17 protein-coding genes are annotated in these 18825 nt (G+C 59.0%); 5 read left to right on the forward strand and 12 right to left on the reverse strand.

Translation table 11 applies throughout. From position 1 onward, the window contains the following. Positions 1 to 84: 84 nt before the first annotated feature. Positions 85 to 2922 (reverse strand): M16 family metallopeptidase, encoded by a 2838-nt coding sequence (locus tag HDF10_RS02435; RefSeq protein ID WP_260177560.1) that lies wholly within the window; start codon positions 2920 to 2922, stop codon positions 85 to 87. A gap of 250 nt (positions 2923 to 3172) precedes the next feature. Here HDF10_RS02435 and HDF10_RS02440 point away from each other — a divergent pair, with 250 nt between their 5' ends. Both HDF10_RS02440 and egtD read left to right on the forward strand, forming a co-directional pair. Beyond that, positions 3173 to 4822 carry an alpha/beta hydrolase gene (locus tag HDF10_RS02440; RefSeq protein ID WP_311732638.1) on the forward strand — a complete coding sequence of 550 codons (1650 nt, stop codon included), beginning with the start codon at positions 3173 to 3175 and terminating at the stop codon, positions 4820 to 4822. Positions 4823 to 5036: 214 nt separating this feature from the next. After that, positions 5037 to 6071: an L-histidine N(alpha)-methyltransferase gene (gene egtD / locus HDF10_RS02445; RefSeq protein ID WP_183810107.1), complete on the forward strand. Its 1035-nt coding sequence runs from the start codon at positions 5037 to 5039 to the stop codon at positions 6069 to 6071. A gap of 1 nt (position 6072) precedes the next feature. Here egtD and moaC read toward each other — a convergent pair whose 3' ends face one another. The 10 genes from moaC to HDF10_RS02495 all read right to left on the reverse strand — a co-directional run bounded on the left by moaC (position 6073) and on the right by HDF10_RS02495 (position 15273). Further along, positions 6073 to 6636 carry a cyclic pyranopterin monophosphate synthase MoaC gene (gene moaC, locus HDF10_RS02450; protein WP_260177561.1) on the reverse strand — a complete coding sequence of 188 codons (564 nt, stop codon included), beginning with the start codon at positions 6634 to 6636 and terminating at the stop codon, positions 6073 to 6075. A 9-nt stretch (positions 6637 to 6645) separates the two neighbouring features. Next, on the reverse strand, positions 6646 to 7881 hold the full coding sequence (locus HDF10_RS02455; RefSeq protein ID WP_183810109.1) for a molybdopterin molybdotransferase MoeA: 1236 nt from the start codon (positions 7879 to 7881) through the stop codon (positions 6646 to 6648). Positions 7882 to 7968: 87 nt separating this feature from the next. Next, a complete protein-coding gene (locus HDF10_RS02460) occupies positions 7969 to 9162 on the reverse strand; it encodes a tetratricopeptide repeat protein (protein WP_183810112.1) in 1194 nt (397 codons plus the stop codon). Positions 9163 to 9254: 92 nt separating this feature from the next. Further along, the gene (gene queC, locus HDF10_RS02465) at positions 9255 to 9947 is read right to left on the reverse strand and encodes a 7-cyano-7-deazaguanine synthase QueC (RefSeq protein ID WP_183810114.1); all 693 of its coding nucleotides are present in this window, start codon (positions 9945 to 9947) and stop codon (positions 9255 to 9257) included. After that, positions 9937 to 10278 carry a putative signal transducing protein gene (locus HDF10_RS02470; protein ID WP_183810116.1) on the reverse strand — a complete coding sequence of 114 codons (342 nt, stop codon included), beginning with the start codon at positions 10276 to 10278 and terminating at the stop codon, positions 9937 to 9939. Before HDF10_RS02470 ends, queC begins: the two co-directional genes overlap by 11 nt. Positions 10279 to 10297: 19 nt before the next feature. After that, the gene (locus tag HDF10_RS02475) at positions 10298 to 11119 is read right to left on the reverse strand and encodes a DUF3108 domain-containing protein (protein ID WP_406705565.1); all 822 of its coding nucleotides are present in this window, start codon (positions 11117 to 11119) and stop codon (positions 10298 to 10300) included. Positions 11120 to 11172: 53 nt separating this feature from the next. Continuing rightward, entirely contained in the window at positions 11173 to 11766 is a 594-nt protein-coding gene (locus tag HDF10_RS02480; RefSeq protein WP_183810118.1) for a methyltransferase family protein, read from the reverse strand. After that, positions 11763 to 12914 carry a glycosyltransferase family 9 protein gene (locus tag HDF10_RS02485; protein WP_260177562.1) on the reverse strand — a complete coding sequence of 384 codons (1152 nt, stop codon included), beginning with the start codon at positions 12912 to 12914 and terminating at the stop codon, positions 11763 to 11765. The genes HDF10_RS02480 and HDF10_RS02485 overlap by 4 nt, the downstream gene beginning before the upstream one ends. 38 nt (positions 12915 to 12952) lie before the next feature. Beyond that, on the reverse strand, positions 12953 to 13981 hold the full coding sequence (gene lpxK / locus HDF10_RS02490) for a tetraacyldisaccharide 4'-kinase (RefSeq protein ID WP_183810120.1): 1029 nt from the start codon (positions 13979 to 13981) through the stop codon (positions 12953 to 12955). Next, the gene (locus HDF10_RS02495) at positions 13978 to 15273 is read right to left on the reverse strand and encodes a 3-deoxy-D-manno-octulosonic acid transferase (RefSeq protein ID WP_311732639.1); all 1296 of its coding nucleotides are present in this window, start codon (positions 15271 to 15273) and stop codon (positions 13978 to 13980) included. Before HDF10_RS02495 ends, lpxK begins: the two co-directional genes overlap by 4 nt. 133 nt (positions 15274 to 15406) lie before the next feature. On the opposite strand from HDF10_RS02495, the gene HDF10_RS02500 reads away from it, so the two are divergent. Both HDF10_RS02500 and HDF10_RS02505 read left to right on the forward strand, forming a co-directional pair. Then, the gene (locus HDF10_RS02500; protein ID WP_260177563.1) at positions 15407 to 16030 is read left to right on the forward strand and encodes a hypothetical protein; all 624 of its coding nucleotides are present in this window, start codon (positions 15407 to 15409) and stop codon (positions 16028 to 16030) included. A gap of 44 nt (positions 16031 to 16074) precedes the next feature. Continuing rightward, a complete protein-coding gene (locus HDF10_RS02505; RefSeq protein ID WP_183763990.1) occupies positions 16075 to 16575 on the forward strand; it encodes a GNAT family N-acetyltransferase in 501 nt (166 codons plus the stop codon). A gap of 9 nt (positions 16576 to 16584) precedes the next feature. Here the strand turns inward: HDF10_RS02505 and HDF10_RS02510 are convergent, their stop codons facing one another. After that, a complete protein-coding gene (locus tag HDF10_RS02510; protein ID WP_183810124.1) occupies positions 16585 to 17118 on the reverse strand; it encodes a hypothetical protein in 534 nt (177 codons plus the stop codon). Positions 17119 to 17455: 337 nt separating this feature from the next. Here HDF10_RS02510 and trmFO point away from each other — a divergent pair, with 337 nt between their 5' ends. After that, complete coding sequence (gene trmFO, locus HDF10_RS02515; RefSeq protein ID WP_183810127.1) at positions 17456 to 18817, forward strand: methylenetetrahydrofolate--tRNA-(uracil(54)-C(5))-methyltransferase (FADH(2)-oxidizing) TrmFO; 1362 nt, start codon at positions 17456 to 17458, stop codon at positions 18815 to 18817. Positions 18818 to 18825: the final 8 nt, after the last annotated feature.

Below are 18825 nucleotides of genomic sequence, written 5' to 3' on the forward strand. Positions count from 1 at the left end.
TGACGATTATTTTTAATTAGCGGAATATAAGAAGGGCCGGAGAATGATCTTCTCCGGCCCTTTGCTTCGTTTGATGGGTTGAAGTTATTTGATGAGGTTGCCGGTTGTGTCGCGGTACTCGATGGGACCGAGGTTGAGTTCTTTGAGGCCGGGTTCGATCTTGGCGCGGTCGCCGACGGCCATCAGGATGAGCTGGTCGGGGTGGACGTCGGTTTGGGCGGCTTTGGCGACTTCGGCGGGGGTGACGGCTTCGAAGCGGGCGGGAAGCTTGGCGAAGTAGTCGGTTGGGAGACTGTAGATGAAGATTTGACGGAGGCCACCGACGGAGGCTTTGGTGGTTTCAAAGTCGCCGGGGAGGGAGTGGAGGAGCGAGTCTTTTGCGAGTTTGAGTTCGGCTTCGGTGGGTGGCTCGGTGCGGATGCGGTTGAGCTCCAGCATGAGCTGTTTGGCGGCGGGAGCGGTGACGTCGGTGCGGACCTGGGCTCCACTGTAGAAGGGGCCTCCGGTGCGGTAGAAGAGGAAGCCTGAGGCGGCCCCGTAGGTGTAGCCGTGTTCTTCGCGCAGGTTCATGTTGATGCGGCTAGCGAAGAGGCCGCCGAGGACGTTGTTCATGATCATAACGGCGGGGTAGTCGGGCGTGGTGCGGGGAAGGCCGAGGCCGATGGCGTAGAGCGCCGTCTGGGGTGCACCGGGCTTGTCGACGATGACGATCTTGAGGCCCGGTGGGGCTGGGGCCGGCGGTACGGCGGTGGTTGTGGCTGCGGAGCCGGACCATGGGGCAAAGTATTTGTCGGCGAGATGTTTGACCTCAGACTCGTTGACGTCGCCGGCGAGGACGAGAGCGGAGTCCTTGGGGCCGTAGTGGGCTTGCCAGAAGCTGGTGATGTCGTCGTGGGTGATGGATTTGATTCCGTCGGTGTTGCCGATGGAGCGGATGCCGTAGGGGTGATCGCCATACAGGGTGCGGAAGCCGACGCGCAGGACGGAGGCTACGGGCTGATCGCCTTCCTGGAGGATGGCGACGAGGCGCTGTTTGCGGATGCGCTCGACTTCGTCGGGTGCGAAGGCTGGGTGCTCGATGACGTCGGAGAGGAGGTCGAGGCCGGCCTCGGTGTTGTTGCTGAGTGCGCTGAGGCTGGCGTTGGCGCTGTCGACGTCGGCGGTGGAGGTGAGGGTGGTGCCGATCTGCTCGGCGTTGTCGGCGAGTGTGGTGGCGGAGCGCTGGGTGGTGCCTTCGGTGAGGAGGCGGGCGGTGAAGCCGGCGAGGCCAGCTTTGGCTTGGGAGTCGGACTCGCTGCCGGCGCGGGCTACGACTGCTGCACTGAAGACGGGGAGAGAGTGATCCTCGAGGAGATAGACCTGGAGGCCGTTGGCGAGGGTGAAGGTTTTCGGAACGGGGAGGTGGAAGGCCGTGGTTGGGCCGGGTGCGGGTGCGGTCTTGCGCCAGTTCTGCTGATCCTCAAACTGCGCGGTGTATGGGGCGGTGAGCTTGGCGTCTGCGTCGGTGTTGTCCGGGCTGCGGGGGACGTCGTCGACTACTTTTTTGCCGGGGACGCAGTTGACGACGACGCTTTGATCTTTGCCGAGGTACTGCGTGGCGGCCTGTTTGACGGAGGCGATGGTTGCGGCCTGATAGCGCGCGATGTCTTTGGGGAGGTAGCCGGGGTCGTCGAGGAACTGGTTGTAGCGGTCGAGGGTGTCGGCTACGCCGCCGAAGCCACCGAGGCGCTGGAGGCCGGTGATCTTGGCGGTGACGTCGACGGTGCGGGCGCGGTCGAGTTCGGCTTGCGTGGGGCCTTCGGATTGCAGGTTGGCTATTTCTTTCCAGAGTGCGGCTTCGAGGGTGTCGAGCGAGACGCCGGGTTTGGCGGTGATGTCACAGTCAGCGATGGAGCCTAGTTTGAGGGCGTTGAGATTACAGGTGACGGTCTGGGCGACTTGTTGCTCGTAGACGAGCTTGCGGTAGAGACGGCTGGCTTTGCCTCCGCCGAGGATGTGGACGAGGAGGTCGGTTTCGGCGTCGCCCGGAGTGAAGACGGGAGGGGTGAGCCACGCTACGGAGAGGCGCGGGAGTTGGACGGAGTCGGTGACGGTGGCGCGTTTCTGGGCGGTGATGGGCGGGGTTTTGACGGTGACGGGCTCGACCGCGGGACCCTGCGGGATGGGGCCGAAGTATTTGGTGAGGAGGGCCTTCAGCTTTGCGGGATCGAAGTCGCCGGCGATGGCGATGCTGGCGTTGTTGGGGGTGTAGAAGTGCTGGTGGAAGTCGCGGATGTCGTTGATGCGGGCGGCTTCGATGTCGGCGTGGGAGCCTATGACGGAGGCGTAGTAGGGGTGCTCGTGCGGGAAGAGCATGTGATATGCCTGCTCGTCGGCGAGCGCGTAGGGAGTGCCTTCGCCCTGGCGGCGCTCGTTGCGGACGACGTCCCGCTGATTGGTGAGCTTGACGCGGTCAAGGCCTTCGAGGAGGAAGCCCATGCGGTCGCTTTCGAGCCAGAGGCCGAGCTCGAGCTGATTGCTGGGAAGGGTCTCGAAGTAGTTGGTGCGGTCGAAGTCGGTGGTGCCGTTGATGTCGGTGGCGCCGGCGCCTTCGAGATATTTGATGTGGGCTTTTTCGCCGACGTGTTCAGAGCCTTCGAACATCATGTGTTCGAAGAGGTGGGCGAAGCCGGTGCGGCCAGCGCGCTCGTTGAGTGGGCCGACGTGGTACCAGAGATCGATGGCGACGAGGGGGAGGCGATGGTCTTCGTGGGTGAGGACGACGAGGCCGTTGGGGAGGGTGTACTTCTCGTACTTGAGCTCGGGGAGCTTCAGCGGCTTGGCGGCAGGAAGATCATTTGCGGCGAAGACCATCGAGGCAGATGCAAGGCCGCATAGAAGTGTGGCTGCGGCGATTTTCTTGAAGGCAAACAGAGGTGTCATCTTTTCTCCACGGAGGGCCCGGCCAGGTCTTTTCGAGAGTGCCTGCGTACTCGGATAGGAACGGTGAAAGGATGATACCAACTCGGGTGGCCATCTGACGCGGAAGATATTGCCGTGTAGCTGCCCGCAGGGTTTGTATACTGCCGCAATGCGTTTACCTTCGATTGCTTCCGTCGCCATGCTAGCTGCTGCTTGTCTTTGTTTGAACCCCGAAGCTGGAAGGGCTCAGACCGATGTTCAGGCGGTTTCTGTGTCTTTTCCGGCTGCGCGGTCGGCGAAACCGCTGGATGGGCGGGTCTTGCTGCTGTTGTCGAATGATCCGTCGGAGGAGCCTCGGATGCAGATCGACGATACGCCGCGGAGTCAGATGGTGTTTGGCGTGACCGTGGATGGGCTGAAGCCCGGAGAGGGCGTTTCGGTTGACGATAAGGCTGCGGGGTATCCGATCAGAAGTCTGAAGGATGTTCCGGCTGGGGAGTACACGGTGCAGGCGGTGTTGGATGTGTATGAGACGTTTCACCGCGCGGATGGAAAGACGATCAAACTGTCGCCGGACCGGGGCGAGGGGAAGCACTGGAATCTGGCGCCGGGGAACTTGTACAGCAAGCCGGTGAAGGTGCGCGTGGGTAGGGGCGGTGCGCCGATTGCGATCTCGCTGGACCAGGTGATTGCGCCAATTGTGCCTGAAGCGGATACAAAATATATCCGGCATATACGGATTCAGAGTGCGCTGTTGACGAAGTTCTGGGGGACGCCGACGTATTTGAGCGCGGTGGTGCTGGTGCCGGAGGGGTTCGACGAACATACGGAGGCGCACTATCCGCTGATGATCTTTCATGATCATTTTGTGACGGGCTTCGATGATTTTCGGACTACGCCGCCGGATCCAAATTTGAAGCCCAATTATTCGGAGCGGTTTCATCTTGAGGGGTACAACGGGATTCAGCAGGAGGAGGCTTACAAGGAGTATCAGCAGTGGATCAGTCCGAAGTTTCCGCGGGTTCTGGTGATGAAGATTCAACATACGAATCCTTACTATGACGATTCGTATGCGGTGAACTCGGCGAACCTGGGGCCGTATGGCGATGCGATTGAGACGGAGCTGGTTCCGGCGGTGGAGAAGCAGTTTCGCGGGATTGGACTGCCGTGGGCACGGTTTATGTATGGCGGGTCGACGGGGGGATGGGAGTCGCTGGCGGTGCAGATCTTTTATCCGGACCACTATAACGGGGCTTTTGTGGCTTGTCCCGATCCGGTGGACTTTCATGCGTATATGACGCGGGATCTTTATAAAGACGAGAATATGTTTTATCTGCAGGGAGCGAACAAGCGGGTGGAGCAGCCGGCGATGCGGGATTATCTGGGCCATACGCTGATCTCGATGAGGGACAACATTGCGTACGAGGCGGCGCTGGGCGACCACGGGCGATCGGGCGAGCAGTTTGATATATGGCAGGCGGTGTATTCCCCGGAGGGCAAGGACGGCTATCCGGAGCCGATCTTCGACAAAGAGACCGGGGCGATCGATCATAAGGTCGCGGAGTACTGGAAGGAGCACTACGACCTGAACGCAATGCTGCAGCGGGATTGGGAGACGCTGGGGCCGAAGCTGCAGGGAAAGATTCATCTGTATGTCGGCAGCGATGACACTTACTTTTTGAATAACGCTGTTTATCTGATGGAGGATTTTCTGAAGACGACTGGCACGCCTGGGCATGGTGTGCCTTACGACGGCGAGGTGCTCTATGGGCCCAGGGCGGAGCACTGCTGGAATGGGGATCCGACGCTGCCGAATGCGTTGTCGCGGCTGCACTACAACACGATGTACCTGCCGAAGATCATGGATAGGATCGCGAAGACGGCTCCGGCGGGAGCGGATGTGACAAGCTGGCGTTATTAGAGTTCGATTCGTGGTTGGGTCGTATACCCTGCCTCGATTCGAACAAATAAAGTGAACTTTGTTCCGCGCGATGAATTCTTGCCTCTGAAAATCAGAAAAGTCTGCGAATAAATTTGCACAAATTTCCTCTGAGAAGCATCCAATTGTGTCAGCGGTGGAGATCGATTGTTGAGGCCTGCCTTCCACTCATCTATTAATTGTTAGGGGATCCGACGTGCCATCAACGACCTTCGCTCTAGACGAACCGCTGATCAGTACTCTTGATGCCGTCGCAAATGAAGCGCGCGTCGGCCTGTCCAATGCTCCTAAAACCCTCACCCCATGGCTCTTCTACGACGAGGAAGGCTCGCATCTCTTCGAACAGATTACGGAGTTGCCTGAGTATTACCTCACACGCACGGAGCGCAGCATCTTCGCGGCACATGCCGATGAGATACTTCGCATGGCCGCGCTGGGACAAGGGCCGAGCGGAAAACTTACCCTTATCGAATTAGGCGCTGGCACCGCAACCAAAACCGGCATCCTGCTGGCTGAAGCCGTTCGTCAGCAGGGAAGCGTGGTCTACCAACCTGTCGATGTCTCGGAGACAGCTCTTGCAGAGGCGAGTGAAAATATCCTCGCCAACATTCCGGGTGTTACGGTCCGCTCTCAGGTTGCGGATTACACACGGGAGGCTCTTCCGCTGAATCGACTTGTTGAGACGAGAACCCTGGCTCTCTACATAGGTTCAAGCATCGGGAACTTCATGCCGGAGGATGCGAGGGATGTCCTTCGCAACCTGCGGGCTCAGCTCCTTCCGGGTGACACTCTTCTGGTTGGCACAGACCTCGCGCCCACCGGTGGCCCCAACGCCAATAAGACTGAAGCCACGTTGCTTGCAGCCTACGACGACGATGCTGGAGTGACCGCTGCTTTCAATCTGAACGTGTTGACCCGGCTGAATCGTGACCTTGGCACAGACTTCGCGATTCGAAACTTCCGCCACCGTGCCTGTTGGAACTCGACTCAGTCACGCATCGAGATGCACTTGGAGTCTCTCACCGATCAGCGGGTTCACATTCCTGCCAACTCGAGCGGGCCGGCGTTTACAGTCGATTTCGCTCGTGGCGAAAGTATTCACACCGAAAACAGTTACAAATTTACAGCCGCTGCAGTGGATGCTCTGCTGGCATCGGCGAACTTCAGGAAGACGAAGTCTTGGGAAGACCCGCAACATCTGTTCGCCGTGACGCTGGCGACTGCGGTTTGATTTAGGGGGTTTCGCGGCGGTACTCTCCGCTTTTGCCGCCACTCTTGCGGAGCAGCACTATCTCGCGAATTCGAATTCCTTTGTCGAGAGCTTTGGTCATGTCGTAGACCGTCAGCGCTGCGATGGAGGCAGCCACCATGGCCTCCATCTCGACACCTGTTCCGGCTACTGTTGCTGCCGTAGCTTCAATCACGACACCGCCTTCGACGACCTTTGTTTGTATGTCTACGAAGCTCAGCGCGATTTGATGGCACATCGGAATCAGGCTGGAAGTCTGTTTCGCGGCTTGAATCCCTGCGAAGCGCGCCACCTCCAGCGGATTGCCTTTGGGGTTTTGCGGCAGCGCCTTGAGCACTGCGGGGGAAAGCTCGACGAATGCTGCGGCGACTGCCTCGCGTCGCGTCAGCGTCTTCTCGCCGACGTCGACCATGTGCGCTTCGCCGGAGTGATCGTAGTGCGAGAGATGCAGCGGCACGGGGGCCTGGGGAGGGAAGTCGGCATCGTTGCCGAGCGGTTCCGGGTCGTCGTCCATCAGCTGTTCGGAGGTGTAGTCTGCGTCATCCATCCCACAAGCTTAACGCAGGAGAATCGTGATGACATCCCCTGCTGCGAAGTGATCATTGTCGGGGGGGAGGACGGCGTAGCAGTTCGCCCGGGCGTTAGCGGCGAGGTCGCCCGATCCCTGCCATGCTACGAGTCTTACTTCTGGGCGAATGCGGTCTGCGGTCAGTCTGGCTGGGAGAATACGCATCAGGCCGGGCTTTCCGGCGACGTCTTCTGCCAGCGTTGCCTGAACAAAGCGGGGCTGCTGCACGCCTGCTCCGGCCATGGCACGCAACATCGGCTCGACGAAGCAATGGAAGGTTACCTGGGTCGAGACTGGGTTGCCGGGCAAGCCGAAGAAAAATTGTGCAGGGAGGTTGTTTTCGGCTGGCAGGCGGCCGAAGACAATGGGTTTGCCGGGCTGCATCCTGACGCCGATGAAGAAAAACTCCGCCCCGAGCGCTTGTAGAACCTCCTCGACAAGGTCGTATTTGCCCATGGAGACGCCGCCGGAGAGAAGCATAAGGTCGCATTGGCGCGCCGCACGGATGGTTTGTTCGAGTTCAGGCCGCCGGTCTGGAGCGATCGGGAGCTGTATTGGTTCTCCGCCGGCGCGCCGGATCAGCTCGGCCAGACCGTAACTGTTTGAGTTTCTGATCTGGTGGGGGGCGGGCGTCGCAGCCAGATCTACCAGTTCGTCTCCGGTTGCGACGATCGCTACCTTCGGCTTGCGAAATACGTGTAGGTTTGAGTATCCGCACGAGGCGGCGAGTGCGATTTCTGCGCCTTCGATTGGCGTGCCGGGGGGCAAAACTGTCTGGCCAGCGCGGGCCTCGCTTCCCTGGGGAACGATGTTCTCTCCGCTTCGAATCGTTCGTCCGGCGAGCAGGCGGATCGAATCTTGATTGCGTTCGATATGCTCGATCATCACGACGGCATCGGCGCCCTCAGGAATCGGTGCGCCAGTCATGATTTCAATTGCGGCGTTGGGTTCGAGCGTGCCGCCCTGCCACTGCTCGCCGGCTCTTACCTGGCCGACTACCTTGAGTGAGCTGGCTGTGTCGGACGCCCGAAGTGCGAAGCCGTCCCGGGTCGATCGGTGGAACGGCGGTTGATCGCGGTCCGCCAGCACTGGTTCGGCCAGAAGGCGACTTCCACAATTCAGCAGCGCAAGTGGTTCGCTCGAAGGACGCGGCACGGCCGCTGCGTGCTGCAGGACCTTCGCCAGAGCTTCATCGAAACCTAGAACGGCGGCTGCTGGCTGCATCGTCCCTCCTGACTATGGCTTGACTGTAAGAGCGACAAAGAAAAAGCCCCGAGCAGCTTCGCCCGGGGCCTTGTGTCATTTGAAAGACTACTTCTTTCCAGCTTTGAAGGTCGACTTGATCGGTGCGCCGATGCCTTCGAGGATACCCTTCACGTCGGCAGCGTGGGCACCGTCCGGAGCCAGTTCGAGGTACTGCTGATAGGCCTCGACGCATCCCGGGGGCGCTACGATTTTCTGGGTCTTGGGATCGACTGTAGCCTGCGGAATGAGCGCCTGACCCTTGATGTAATAGGCATCGGCCTTCTTGGGGTCGGCTGCGATAGCCTTGTCGGCGGCAGCGCTTGCTTCAGGGAGTTTGCCAGCGTTGTAGAGGGTTGCGGCTTCGTTGAAGTAGTACATGCCGGCCTTTTCCGGTTGGGCTTTGGCGGCCTGTTCGTAGGCGTCGGAGGAGGCTTTGGCATCGCCTAATCGGGCTTCGGCCTGTCCCAGCTGGTTGTAAGCCACACCGGCGGTCTCGGGGTTCGGCTTCTTGGAGGCGGCGTTTAGATCGGCAGCCTTTTTGTAGGAGGATGCTGCATCGGTGTACTTCTGCAAGATCGCCGGATCGGTGGGCGAGGTGCCTGCCGCTTTGGCTGCCTTTGCGGCTGTTTCTCCGCTGCCAAGCTGTGCGTCGCCCAGGGTAACCCAGAGAATGCCCTCGTCTGGCTTGGTGTCAGTGGCCTGCTTCATGGCGGTAATGGCTGAATCGTAGTTGCCCGCCTTGTTATCTGCGCGCGCCTGAGTGAGCAGCGCATTCAGATTCTGAATCTTCGCGTTGGTGGCACTTACTTCAGAGTTTTTCTTCTTGTATTCTTCGATCTGCTTGCGCTCTTCCGGAGTCATCTTGCTGAGGTACTCCGGGCGGGACATATCGAAGTTCACCAGCTTGTCTTCCTCTTTGGCGATGGGAACATTTTCGTTGAAGTCGAGGCTCTTGTCGTCCTGGAAGACGAAGACGATGTAGGTGCCGGCTACAATTCCTGAGCCTTTGTAGTCTCCGTTGGCGTCGATCGGAAAGGTGTAAAGATACTTTCGATCTTTGGCTTCTGAGGTTCTGTCGGTCGACAGGCGGACCTCACCTTTTGTAAGAGGGAATCCCGCAGGATTGAGAACGTGGCCGTGGATGCTTGAGGTTCCCGCGGGCGGCGCTGCCTGCGCCTTCAAGAGGGTAGGCTGCGCCATCGCCAGGACTACCAGCAGAGCGGCTGCCAGGGTGCTTATCTTCCATCCGATACGTTTCATGCTTTTGTCTTCTCCTGGCCCAGAGGTGCGGGCGTAAGTCTTCGTTGAAAAACGGCTTCTGCTTCCTCAAAATTTGATGCAAAATGCAACGGTCACGCGACCGCATACGGTATGGGATCGACCGCTCCGGCCTCGCGAAATGCCCGCAGTCGCAGAACGCAGCTCTCGCAGACGCCACAGGCTTCGGTCTCGCCGGAATAGCATGACCAACTTACATGGAACGGTGCACCGAGTTCAACTCCCAACCGGACGATCTGGCTCTTGCGCATCTGGATCAGTGGCGTGACGACCTCGATTCGTCCGTCTTTGGTGCCCATCCGGATGAGTTGGTTGAACGCCTCGTAGTACGCGGGGCGGCAGTCGGGGTATCCCGAGCTATCCTGCTCGACTGCGCCGATAAAGACCTTTTCTGCGCCAAGAACCTCCGCCCAGCTTACGGCGGCGGAGAGAAAATGTGCGTTGCGGAAGGGGACGTAGGTGACGGGGACTTCGTTTCCGATGGCCGCTTCGTCTGCCGCAACGGGCACGGCGATTGAGGTGTCGGTGAGCGCCGAGCCTCCGATCCGGCGAAACAGATCGATCTTCAGATGCAGCAGCTCTTTCACTCCTACGATGCGGGCTACCTCCTGGGCGGAGTGCAGCTCGCGCGCTTCAGTCCTCTGGCCGTAGCTGAAGTGGACTGCGAAGAGGTCGTAGTCCCGGGCAGCGAGCGCGGCGCAGACGGAGGAGTCCATTCCGCCTGACAGGCAGAGTACGGCACGTGGGCGGCTCGGTTCAGTCGTCATCGCCCGCCTCGAGCTCGTGCTGTTCCGCCGGGGTCAGATCATCTCCGGTCAACTCGCCAACGGATTCGCCGAGGATCTCGCGTGCGGTCTTTTCGTCCTGCTTGTGCACCAGCAGACGCGCTCGAAACGCCAGCGCCAGCAGGCTGTTGGCGTTCTCACCCTGCAGGAAACACTCGATTCCTGCTGATTCGAGCAGCCCCTTCGCCATCTGGGCGTTCACGGGCTCGAGAAACTTGCCTACGGTCACGAACTTGTCTGGATCTTGGTGTGGATCTGATGCTGCATCGTGCTTTGGGTCTGTCGGGTCTGTCGGGTCTGTCGGATCTGTCATCAAAAAACCGTCTTTCTTCTTATTTCGTATCGTACGACTGCAGGTGGAAGGTGATCGTTCCCCAGAAGAGACGTGCCTGAATCTGCACGGGCATGTGGCGTGCGTCGTCGGTGTACCAGACCCAGATGTGTCCGCGATTTTTTACGATGCCCTCATCGGCGGTCGGCTCTACTTTGAGGGTCTGGAAGGTTCCCGCGGGGGTTTTGATCTCTTCTTTGGACTCGACCTTCATGGCCACGGTGACGGTGCGCATCGAGTCCGCCAGGGGAAATCGGATGCTTTGACCGACTGCCATCGGCTGGGACGCCGCGTAGAAGATTGCGGAGAGGGAGTCGGTTACGCATGCTGGAATCGAGGCTACCTCCTCCTTCGAAGTGCCCTTTACGAGGTTCTTTTCGATCTGCTTCTGCTTACCCTGGGAGTAGTCGAAGCTCAGCTCGCTGGAGACCTTGCGGCGTCCCTCCTGCAGCTGTTTGGTGAAGCCGGTGGAGCAACCGGTCTTGGTGTCGAATCCTGCCTGGAACTTGTCTATGACGGGAAAGAGCATGGTCACGGCGCCGGTTGAGTCAGCTGTAGCCGCAATCTTTTGCACTGTCCCCTGCTGCTCTAGCTGAAAGACTGCGGTGCCGGCCGTAAACACGCGCCAGTCAACGGTAAAGGTGAGGGTTTGTTTCTCGGGGAAGGTAAAACCGGGCTGTGGCGGCTGCAGGGTTGGAATGACAACAGGAGCCGGCGTCGGCTTGGGTCCTAACCCTAGAAGCTGCGCTCTCGCCGTTAGCGAAGCCGTGGAACACAACATCAGGAAGAAAAGTGCAAGAAAAGACCGTTCCGGCTTCAGCAAAGGGCAGCACTCTCACGAGTTGAAGTTTGTGGGCTGCCCCAGCCCTCCACGCCTTAGCGCAGACTCTCCAAAACCCCGCGGTGATGGAGAAAAAGCCGGACCGCCAGCGCCAGATAGATCGCGCCAGCACCCATTAGAGCATTGTACTCGCGGTGGTGCTGCCACTGCTGCCAGGAGAACCTGCCGCCGCTGGCGTTCTGATTTGCGGGAAACGTTGCCGGGGTCAGTCGCGGCAGCAGGCGGGGCACCTTGGCGGAGTAGTTGTCGAAGTCTGCAAAGTGCTCTCGCAGATAGGCTTCCTCGCTCTGGATGGTGGGGATGTAGATGGCGGCGAAGAGCGTGGTCAACGCAATCAGGATCACCCAGCTGCCTGCCGCTGCTGCGAATCCGAAGGCGATCAGCATGGAGCCCAGGTAGAGAGGATTTCGCGTATAGGCGTAGGGGCCGGTGAAGGTCAGTTCGGCGTTCTTGCGCACATATCCCGCCGCGTAGGCTCGGAGCCATACGCCCGGCACTACCAGCAGGAGGCTCAGCAGCATGGTCTTACCGGTCGGTCTGGCCAGCCACAGAAATACTGCGGCAAAGACGAATCCCAGCGGTACGCGAATCCGCCGTGCGATTCTCTGCCATGTCGTTCGTTCGCTCACAGTCTTACCTTATCCTGTCCGTCGCGAAGTAGCTCGAGCGCTGCTTCGACTACCTCCTCGGTCGATATCTGCATGAGCCCTGTCTCCGTCTCCTTATGGCGGGAGTGGTCGGTCCGGCTGGACTCGTGGCGCAATACTCGGACCTTTGAAGTGTCGGGCATGTAGGGACCATTCCGGGAGGGATCGGTGGGGCCGTATAGGCCGACGACTGGCCGCTCCAGCGTGGCTGCGAGATGCAGTGGTCCGGTGTCTCCGGCTATCACTACACCGGCTCGGCGTTGGAGAGAGATCATCTGCTCGACGGAGCAGGGAACGGCGGTTGCAAAACCTTCACTTGCGTTGACGACGGCATCTGCGAATCGATGGCCTGGAGTTTCGTTGACCAGCGAATGGTAGCCGGCGTGGCCGAGGGCGGCAGCGAGGGCACCATATCGCTCCGCGGGCCATTGCTTCGCTCCCCAGCCGGCAGTAGGTGCGAGGAACGCGAACCTTTTTCCGGTCAGGGATATTTGAGCTAGAAGTCTGTCGCACCATAACTCAGCCTTTGGATCTACCGGAAGCGTGACGGCTGCTGGTCTCAGAGTTTCTCCTACTGCGGCGCTGAGCAACTCGCACCCCTGCTCGACTACATGGGTCGCGCTGGTTGGAATTCGTTGCCTATAGAGCCAGCTTGCGGGTGCCTCCCGGGGCTTCGACGGACCGGCAAATACTGATGCGGCGGCCATTCGCCCCACGAATGCTGACTTGATCGAACCCTGCATGTCGACGCAGATGTCATATCGGGACCTTCGGAGTTCGCGACGCGTCGTCTTGATCTCGGCCAGCGTGGATAGAGCAACGGGGTGCTTGCTCCAGGCTCTGGCCGGCACAGGGTGCCATCGATCGACCAATGGTTTCCTGTCGCTGCGCTCGGTTTTTCGGGGGATACGGTTGAAGTCGGTTGACGCCTGCAGCAGTACACTCCAGGCCGGCTCGATCGCCCAGCCGATAAGCCACTCGGGATGCTGTTGCCGTAGGGCCGCGACCGCAGGCATTGCGTGGAGCACATCTCCCATAGCACCAATCCGTACGATCAGGACGCTTCGCGAATAAGTAGACGCATGGGTTGCGACACTGAGCGAGGGAGAGGGCTGGAGTTCGATGGCCAAGGCATCATTTTCTCACGCGGGTCCGATCCCTACGGATTCTAGTGGTGGCGGCGATCCAGTCTGCCCACCATCGTTACTAACTGCTCCAGCGACTGCTTCTCGTCCAGCAACTCCACGCAGAGGCGTGCGACCACAATGGGTCCCACCGTCTCGAGCCTGTCTCGCAGGATCGGCGTCAGCTTCACGGAGTCCTTCTCGGTGGTTACAAATCCATTCGCTTCGACCCCGCGAGCCTGCCGCATCAAATGGGCGATATCGTCTTCGTTGTAAGCATGGTGATCTTCGAAGGCTGCTGTCTTTACGGGCTCATAACCCTGCGCCGCCAGCATCCTGGTAAAGTTTTCGGGTCTTGCAATTCCGCAGAAGGCAAGCGGCATTGTGGGCAGGGCTACTTCGCCGCCCTCGCCCAGACTGAGGGTTCGGCGAATGGTCCAGATCGACGGCTTCTTCTTCGCCTCGCTCAATCCGTTGACTACGCTTCGAAGCGAGTCCGCCTCTTCCTCGCGGAGAACCACTACGTCCGCCTGCGATATCGCCTCAAGCGGTTCTCTGAGGTTTCCGGCTGGCAGCAGCGTGTCGTCGACATCTTCCTGAGTTAGCAAAACGATGTCTATATCGCGGGCGAGTCGCCGGTGTTGAAATCCGTCGTCCAGCAGATGAACGACCAGCTTCTCCGAGGGCTCGCCCTGTTCCGCCATCACGCCAGCCTGATAGCGGTCTGCTCCCACGTACACCGGCACTCCGGAGCGCTGTGCCAGCAGGACGGGTTCATCGCCATGCCAGCGGGCGTCATCGAACGGTTCGACCCTTGCGATCATCTCCGAACTGCGCTTGTAGCCTCGCGTCAGGATTCGCACTGCATAGCCGCGATGACGCAGGATACCGGCCAGCATCAACACAAAAGGCGTTTTGCCTGCGCCGCCCGCTGAGACGCTGCCCACGCTGATCACAGTGCTTTCGAGGTGGCTGCGCTTCAACCAGCCCCATGCAAAAAGTTGCTTCTTCAACGCAAGCGCAGCACCGTAAAGGGGAGCCAGCGGAAGCAGCCATGGCCGTCGCACGCTCATCGCGCCGTCCCCGCCTTCTCCTCCAACAGCGCCACGATGGCCTGAGCTGTTTGCACTGTCGATCCTGACTGAGATTGAAATACTACTCTGGCGCGTTCCCCAAGTGCGTGGGAGTCGTCTTTCTCTCGCAACATTTCGATCAACGTCTCAGTAAGTTTTTCTCTGGCTACGATACGAATCGCGTTTGCCTCTTGCATGGTCTCAACGATCTCACGAAAGTTCTCAAAGGAAGGCCCCATGACAATCGGCACGCCAAACTGTGCGGGCTCAAGCGGGTTATGTCCGCCTTTGGGAACCAGGCTCCCCCCGACGAAGGCTACCGATGCCAGAGCATAAACAGATGCAAGGTCTCCTATCGTGTCCAGAAAGAGAATTGTTCCGCCCGCGATGGGCTCAGCGTTCTGCATGAGTTCGCTGCATTGAACGAACGGGGATCCATTTTTTCGAATCAGCTGTAAGACTTCATCGAAGCGATCGGTATGGCGCGGAGCTATCAGGAGCGCCGCATCGGGAACAGCCTGCCGGATCGCAGACCACGCAGCGAGAAGCGTCTCCTCTTCGTCGGCAAGGGTGCTCCCCGCGACGATCAGCCTGGTTCCGGATAGCGTCGACGTGATTCGTCTCGTCATGTCGTTGTCGGCTCTTGTTTGCACGTCATACTTCAGATTCCCGGTCACCCGTACCCGCGTCTCGGGAGCGCCGATTTTTATCAACCTGTCCGCGGTTTCGGCACTCTGTGCAAGGAACAGAGTGATCATCTCCAGGAATGGTCGCCACAGACGCCGCAGCCGCATGTAGCGGGGAAACGAACGATCCGAGATCCGCGCATTCACCACTACGACCGGAGTTCCATCTTTGGAGCACTCGGCGATCAGCCGCGGCCACAGCTCGCTCTCCATAAGGACCAGCATCTGCGGTCTCAGCACGCGCAAGTACCTCCTTACTGGGAATTTGAGGTCCAGCGGCAGATAAAACACGGGCGAATCGGGCAGTCTCTCCTTTGCCAGCCTCTGACCCGTCTCCGTGGTCGTCGAAACCGCCACTAGCGAACCCGGCAGCCTCACGTTCAGTTCGCGTATCAACCGGGTTGCGGCCATCACCTCGCCGACGCTTACGGCATGCACCCAAATAACGCTTCGCCCGGCGACCACCGTTTGCAAGCTCTTCGGTACAAGTCCCAGCCGTCCTCGTAGCCCTGCCCGGTATCGCCCGCTGGTTGCCATCCGCACCAGCCAGTAGGGAGCGCCTACCACCAGCACGGCCACCAGCAACGCGCTATAGACCACCATCATCACCGTCGCCGAGCCCTCGCTTTACGTTGTACGCCAGCGGAGATGATAATCAACCCTGGCTATGAAGTCCCACCGGTTCCCCTCGACTCCGATCCTACTAGTAACTAGTTTCTGCTTTTTTGCGGGCAGTGCTTTGGCCGCTGATAAGAAAGCGCCGCCGGTAAAACCAGCCAACCAGTACGCTGCCTTCGAGGTGCACCCCAACGAAAAGGTCACTGTTGCGGCTGATCCTTGCGACAACCCTAAAGACTGCGACTTCTTCCGGCTCCCTTATATTCAGCACGGTTTTGTCGCTGTCCGCGTCATCTTTACGAACGACAGCGACGCGGCGCTCTCTCTCGACGACGCCCGTATCCAGTTCATTTCCATCAACAACGACAAGATTCCGGCTGCGACCGACGATGATCTTCAACGCCGGCTTTTCTCCACCAAGGGTACGGCCGGCCGGAAGATTCCTCTTCCGCTGCCCTTACCGCCAGTCACCGTTCACGACAAGCCTGTCGATAAGCAGATCACCAAAGACGATAACGACTTCGGCTTCAATGGAACCACGGTCAACCCGCACAGCACCCTGGACGGCTATCTTTTTTATGACGTTCGCCAACTGCCTGACCAGCCATTGAAGGGCGCTGAGCTCTACGTCAAGATGGTCCACACCGTAGCGGACAAAGACGGCAACAAAAAGCAGCTCTTCGATTTCAATATTCCCTTCGACAAGTGGCTCGCTGCCCAATCCGGAGCAAAGTCAAACCCATAACTTGAGCACGCTGCAAGCCACAATCGAATAATCTGTTTCAGACCATGGAATCCATCACCCTTCGTACCGCCACCCCAGCCGACGTCCCGCAGATACTGCGGTTCATCCGCGACCTCGCCCTGTACGAGCGCGAACCGGACGCTGTCCTCGCCACCGAAGACGACCTCCTGCGCGACGGCTTCGGAGAGACCAGGCGCTTCGATTGCATCATGGCGGAGTTGACCGACGCAGACGCGGCCACCCCCGCCGGCTTCGCTCTTTACTTCTACAATTATTCCACCTGGCGCGGTCACGCAGGCATCTATCTCGAAGACCTCTACGTCAGCCCTGAGTATCGCGGGAAGGGAATCGGCAAAGCTCTCCTCACTCGCGTCGCCGCAATCGCCGTAGCAGAAGGTTGTCCTCGCTTTGAGTGGAGCGTGCTCGACTGGAACCAGCCCTCCATCGACTTTTACCACTCCCTGGGAGCAGTCATGAAAACCGAGTGGAAGGGCATGCAGGTCTCCGGCAAGCCATTGAAAGCCCTAGCCGCGCTGTCTAAGTAGAAATATGGGCTAGACGCCCATGAATTTGCCCATGGTTCCGTAAGTGCGTTGGGGCTTCGTGTCGTCATGGAGTTGCAATCTTGATGATGGTTTTGTGTTCGGAGCAGCCTGCGGTGGTCTTTTGGCGTTTTGAACGCAGTCGCCAACCATCGTCACGATCCGCGCCGCTGCCAGACGCCGGGATGCAGGTTCGGTCTTCGTCCCACCTTGGAATTCGCTAAGCACCTGCGGCTCACGGCCGTCCGCGATCACCTGAAGCGTCCATGTATTGCTTTCATTTGGGGACAGCAGAAAGATGGCCCGCAGACTCCTGACCACAAACTCCACGACTGCAACGCCGTCCTGAACATCAAGGCGCGGTTCCAACTCCAGCTTTTCCTTGCTGGTGAAGTCGAAGGCATCTTCGATGCGGACGCCGAGCTGCTGCATCAGACTCTCTCGCTCACTCTCTCTGCGCCGTTCCTCTTCTTCTGCAACCTTACGGTCTGCATCGGCGACCACTTTGCGGGCCTGCTCAAAAACATCTACCAGCGTCTGGTCCATGGGAGACCTCTTAAGTTGTCATTATGACCGATAGCCAACCATCTCCCCACTACACGAACGGGGTATTCCCAGAGAGGGGATTTTTCAGTCGAGACTTCCGTTTATCGGTTCTGCATGGCTAGGTCTCGCGGTCGGGAGCTTGACGCCGCCGGTATAATTAGAGACAGGGGGCAAGATCAAATTCAAGTTACTTCATCCTGCAATATCGCAGGTAAGTCCTGTGGATGGAAGGCTTTGCCCAAAATTCACCCCTGGGACCAATAGCTTACGAACTAAGTCCAGGTGTAAGTTGTTTCGTTGGAATACTTTGACAGAAAACAAGGGAGGAGGGGGAGGCATGACAACCAGAAGAATTAAGATCATCGGCGGCGGTCTGGCCGGCCCCGAAGCAGCACTCCAGGCAGCAAAACGTGGCTGCGAGGTCGATCTTTACGAGATGCGCCCGACGCGTTCCACTGAAGCGCATCAGACCTCTGATTTTGCCGAACTCGTCTGCTCCAACTCACTGAAGTCAGAGTCCGAAAATACTGCTCCGTGGCTGCTAAAGCAGGAGATGCGACGCGCGGGCAGCATCCTGCTTGCCGAAGCGGATGCTACGGCTGTTCCTGCTGGACATGCGCTTGCGGTTGACCGCGTTGAATTCTCCAAACGCGTCGCCGAACGCATCGCCGCGGAGCCTCGCATTCGTGTTCACCGTGAAGAGGTGACTGCGCTCAACGAGGCTGACCCTGACACTCTCACGATCCTTGCGTCAGGTCCGCTGACCAGCGCGGCGCTTGCCGACGAACTCCAACGCCTTACTGGGTCTGACCATCTGGCTTTCTACGACTCCATCTCTCCTATCGTTGACGCCTCGACCATCGATATGTCGAAGGTCTACTTCGCGGCGCGATATGACAAAGGCACCGCCGACTACATCAACTGTCCCTTCACCAAAGAAGAGTACGAGCGGTTCATGGAGGCCTTGACGACTGCGGAGGCGGTGGAATCGAAGGACTGGGAGAAGTTTCCTGTGACCGGAACGGCCGAGAAGCTTCAGTACTTCGAAGGGTGCCTCCCCATTGAAGAGACGGCCCGTCGTGGTCGCGATACGCTTCGCTTCGGTCCTATGAAGCCCGTTGGGCTCACCGATCCAAAGACAGGCCGGTGGCCTTATGCGGTCGTTCAGCTCCGCCAGGAGAATCTCCGCGCCGACTCTTACAACCTTGTAGGCTTCCAGAATCATTTGAAGTACGGCGAACAAAACCGTGTTCTCAAACTTATTCCCGGCCTCGAGAACGCTACTTTTCTGCGCTACGGTCAGATCCACCGAAACACCTACATCCACGCCCCGTCGCTGCTTACTGAAAGCCTCCAGCTCAAAGGGCACGCGGGCATTATGATCGCTGGTCAGCTCAGCGGCGTTGAAGGTTATACCGAGTCGATCGCGTCTGGGATGCTTGCGGGAATCTATGCTGCATCGATCGCGAACGGCAACGTGCCCGCAATTGCGCCTCGCCTGAGCGCTAACGGCTCGCTGACCCACTACATTACCCATGCCGACACGAAAAAGTTTCAACCGGCCAACATCACCTTCGACCTCCTGCCCCCTCTGGAAGAGAATCTTAGAAAAACAATCCGCGACAAAAAAGAGCGCCACAAACTCCAATGTGATCGTGCTCTCGTTGCCTGGAAGGAGTGGCTCGCCTTCGCAAGGTAGGAGACACT

Source organism: Tunturiibacter empetritectus, assembly GCF_014201375.1.
In the GTDB taxonomy this organism is placed as follows: Bacteria; Acidobacteriota; Terriglobia; order Terriglobales; family Acidobacteriaceae; genus Edaphobacter; species Edaphobacter lichenicola_D.

Bases quoted from the DNA above. Each gene is read 5' to 3' on its own strand.
- queC (WP_183810114.1), bottom strand. From the start codon at position 9,947: ATGACGACTGAACCGAGCCGCCCACGTGCCGTACTCTGCCTGTCAGGC.
- lpxK (WP_183810120.1), bottom strand. From the start codon at position 13,981: ATGAGCGTGCGACGGCCATGGCTGCTTCCGCTGGCTCCCCTTTACGGT.
- HDF10_RS02435 (WP_260177560.1), bottom strand. From the start codon at position 2,922: ATGACACCTCTGTTTGCCTTCAAGAAAATCGCCGCAGCCACACTTCTA.
- HDF10_RS02470 (WP_183810116.1), bottom strand. From the start codon at position 10,278: ATGACAGATCCGACAGACCCGACAGACCCGACAGACCCAAAGCACGAT.
- HDF10_RS02495 (WP_311732639.1), bottom strand. From the start codon at position 15,273: ATGATGGTGGTCTATAGCGCGTTGCTGGTGGCCGTGCTGGTGGTAGGC.
- HDF10_RS02460 (WP_183810112.1), bottom strand. From the start codon at position 9,162: ATGAAACGTATCGGATGGAAGATAAGCACCCTGGCAGCCGCTCTGCTG.
- HDF10_RS02455 (WP_183810109.1), bottom strand. From the start codon at position 7,881: ATGCAGCCAGCAGCCGCCGTTCTAGGTTTCGATGAAGCTCTGGCGAAG.
- HDF10_RS02510 (WP_183810124.1), bottom strand. From the start codon at position 17,118: ATGGACCAGACGCTGGTAGATGTTTTTGAGCAGGCCCGCAAAGTGGTC.
- HDF10_RS02505 (WP_183763990.1), top strand. From the start codon at position 16,075: ATGGAATCCATCACCCTTCGTACCGCCACCCCAGCCGACGTCCCGCAG.
- moaC (WP_260177561.1), bottom strand. From the start codon at position 6,636: ATGGATGACGCAGACTACACCTCCGAACAGCTGATGGACGACGACCCG.
- trmFO (WP_183810127.1), top strand. From the start codon at position 17,456: ATGACAACCAGAAGAATTAAGATCATCGGCGGCGGTCTGGCCGGCCCC.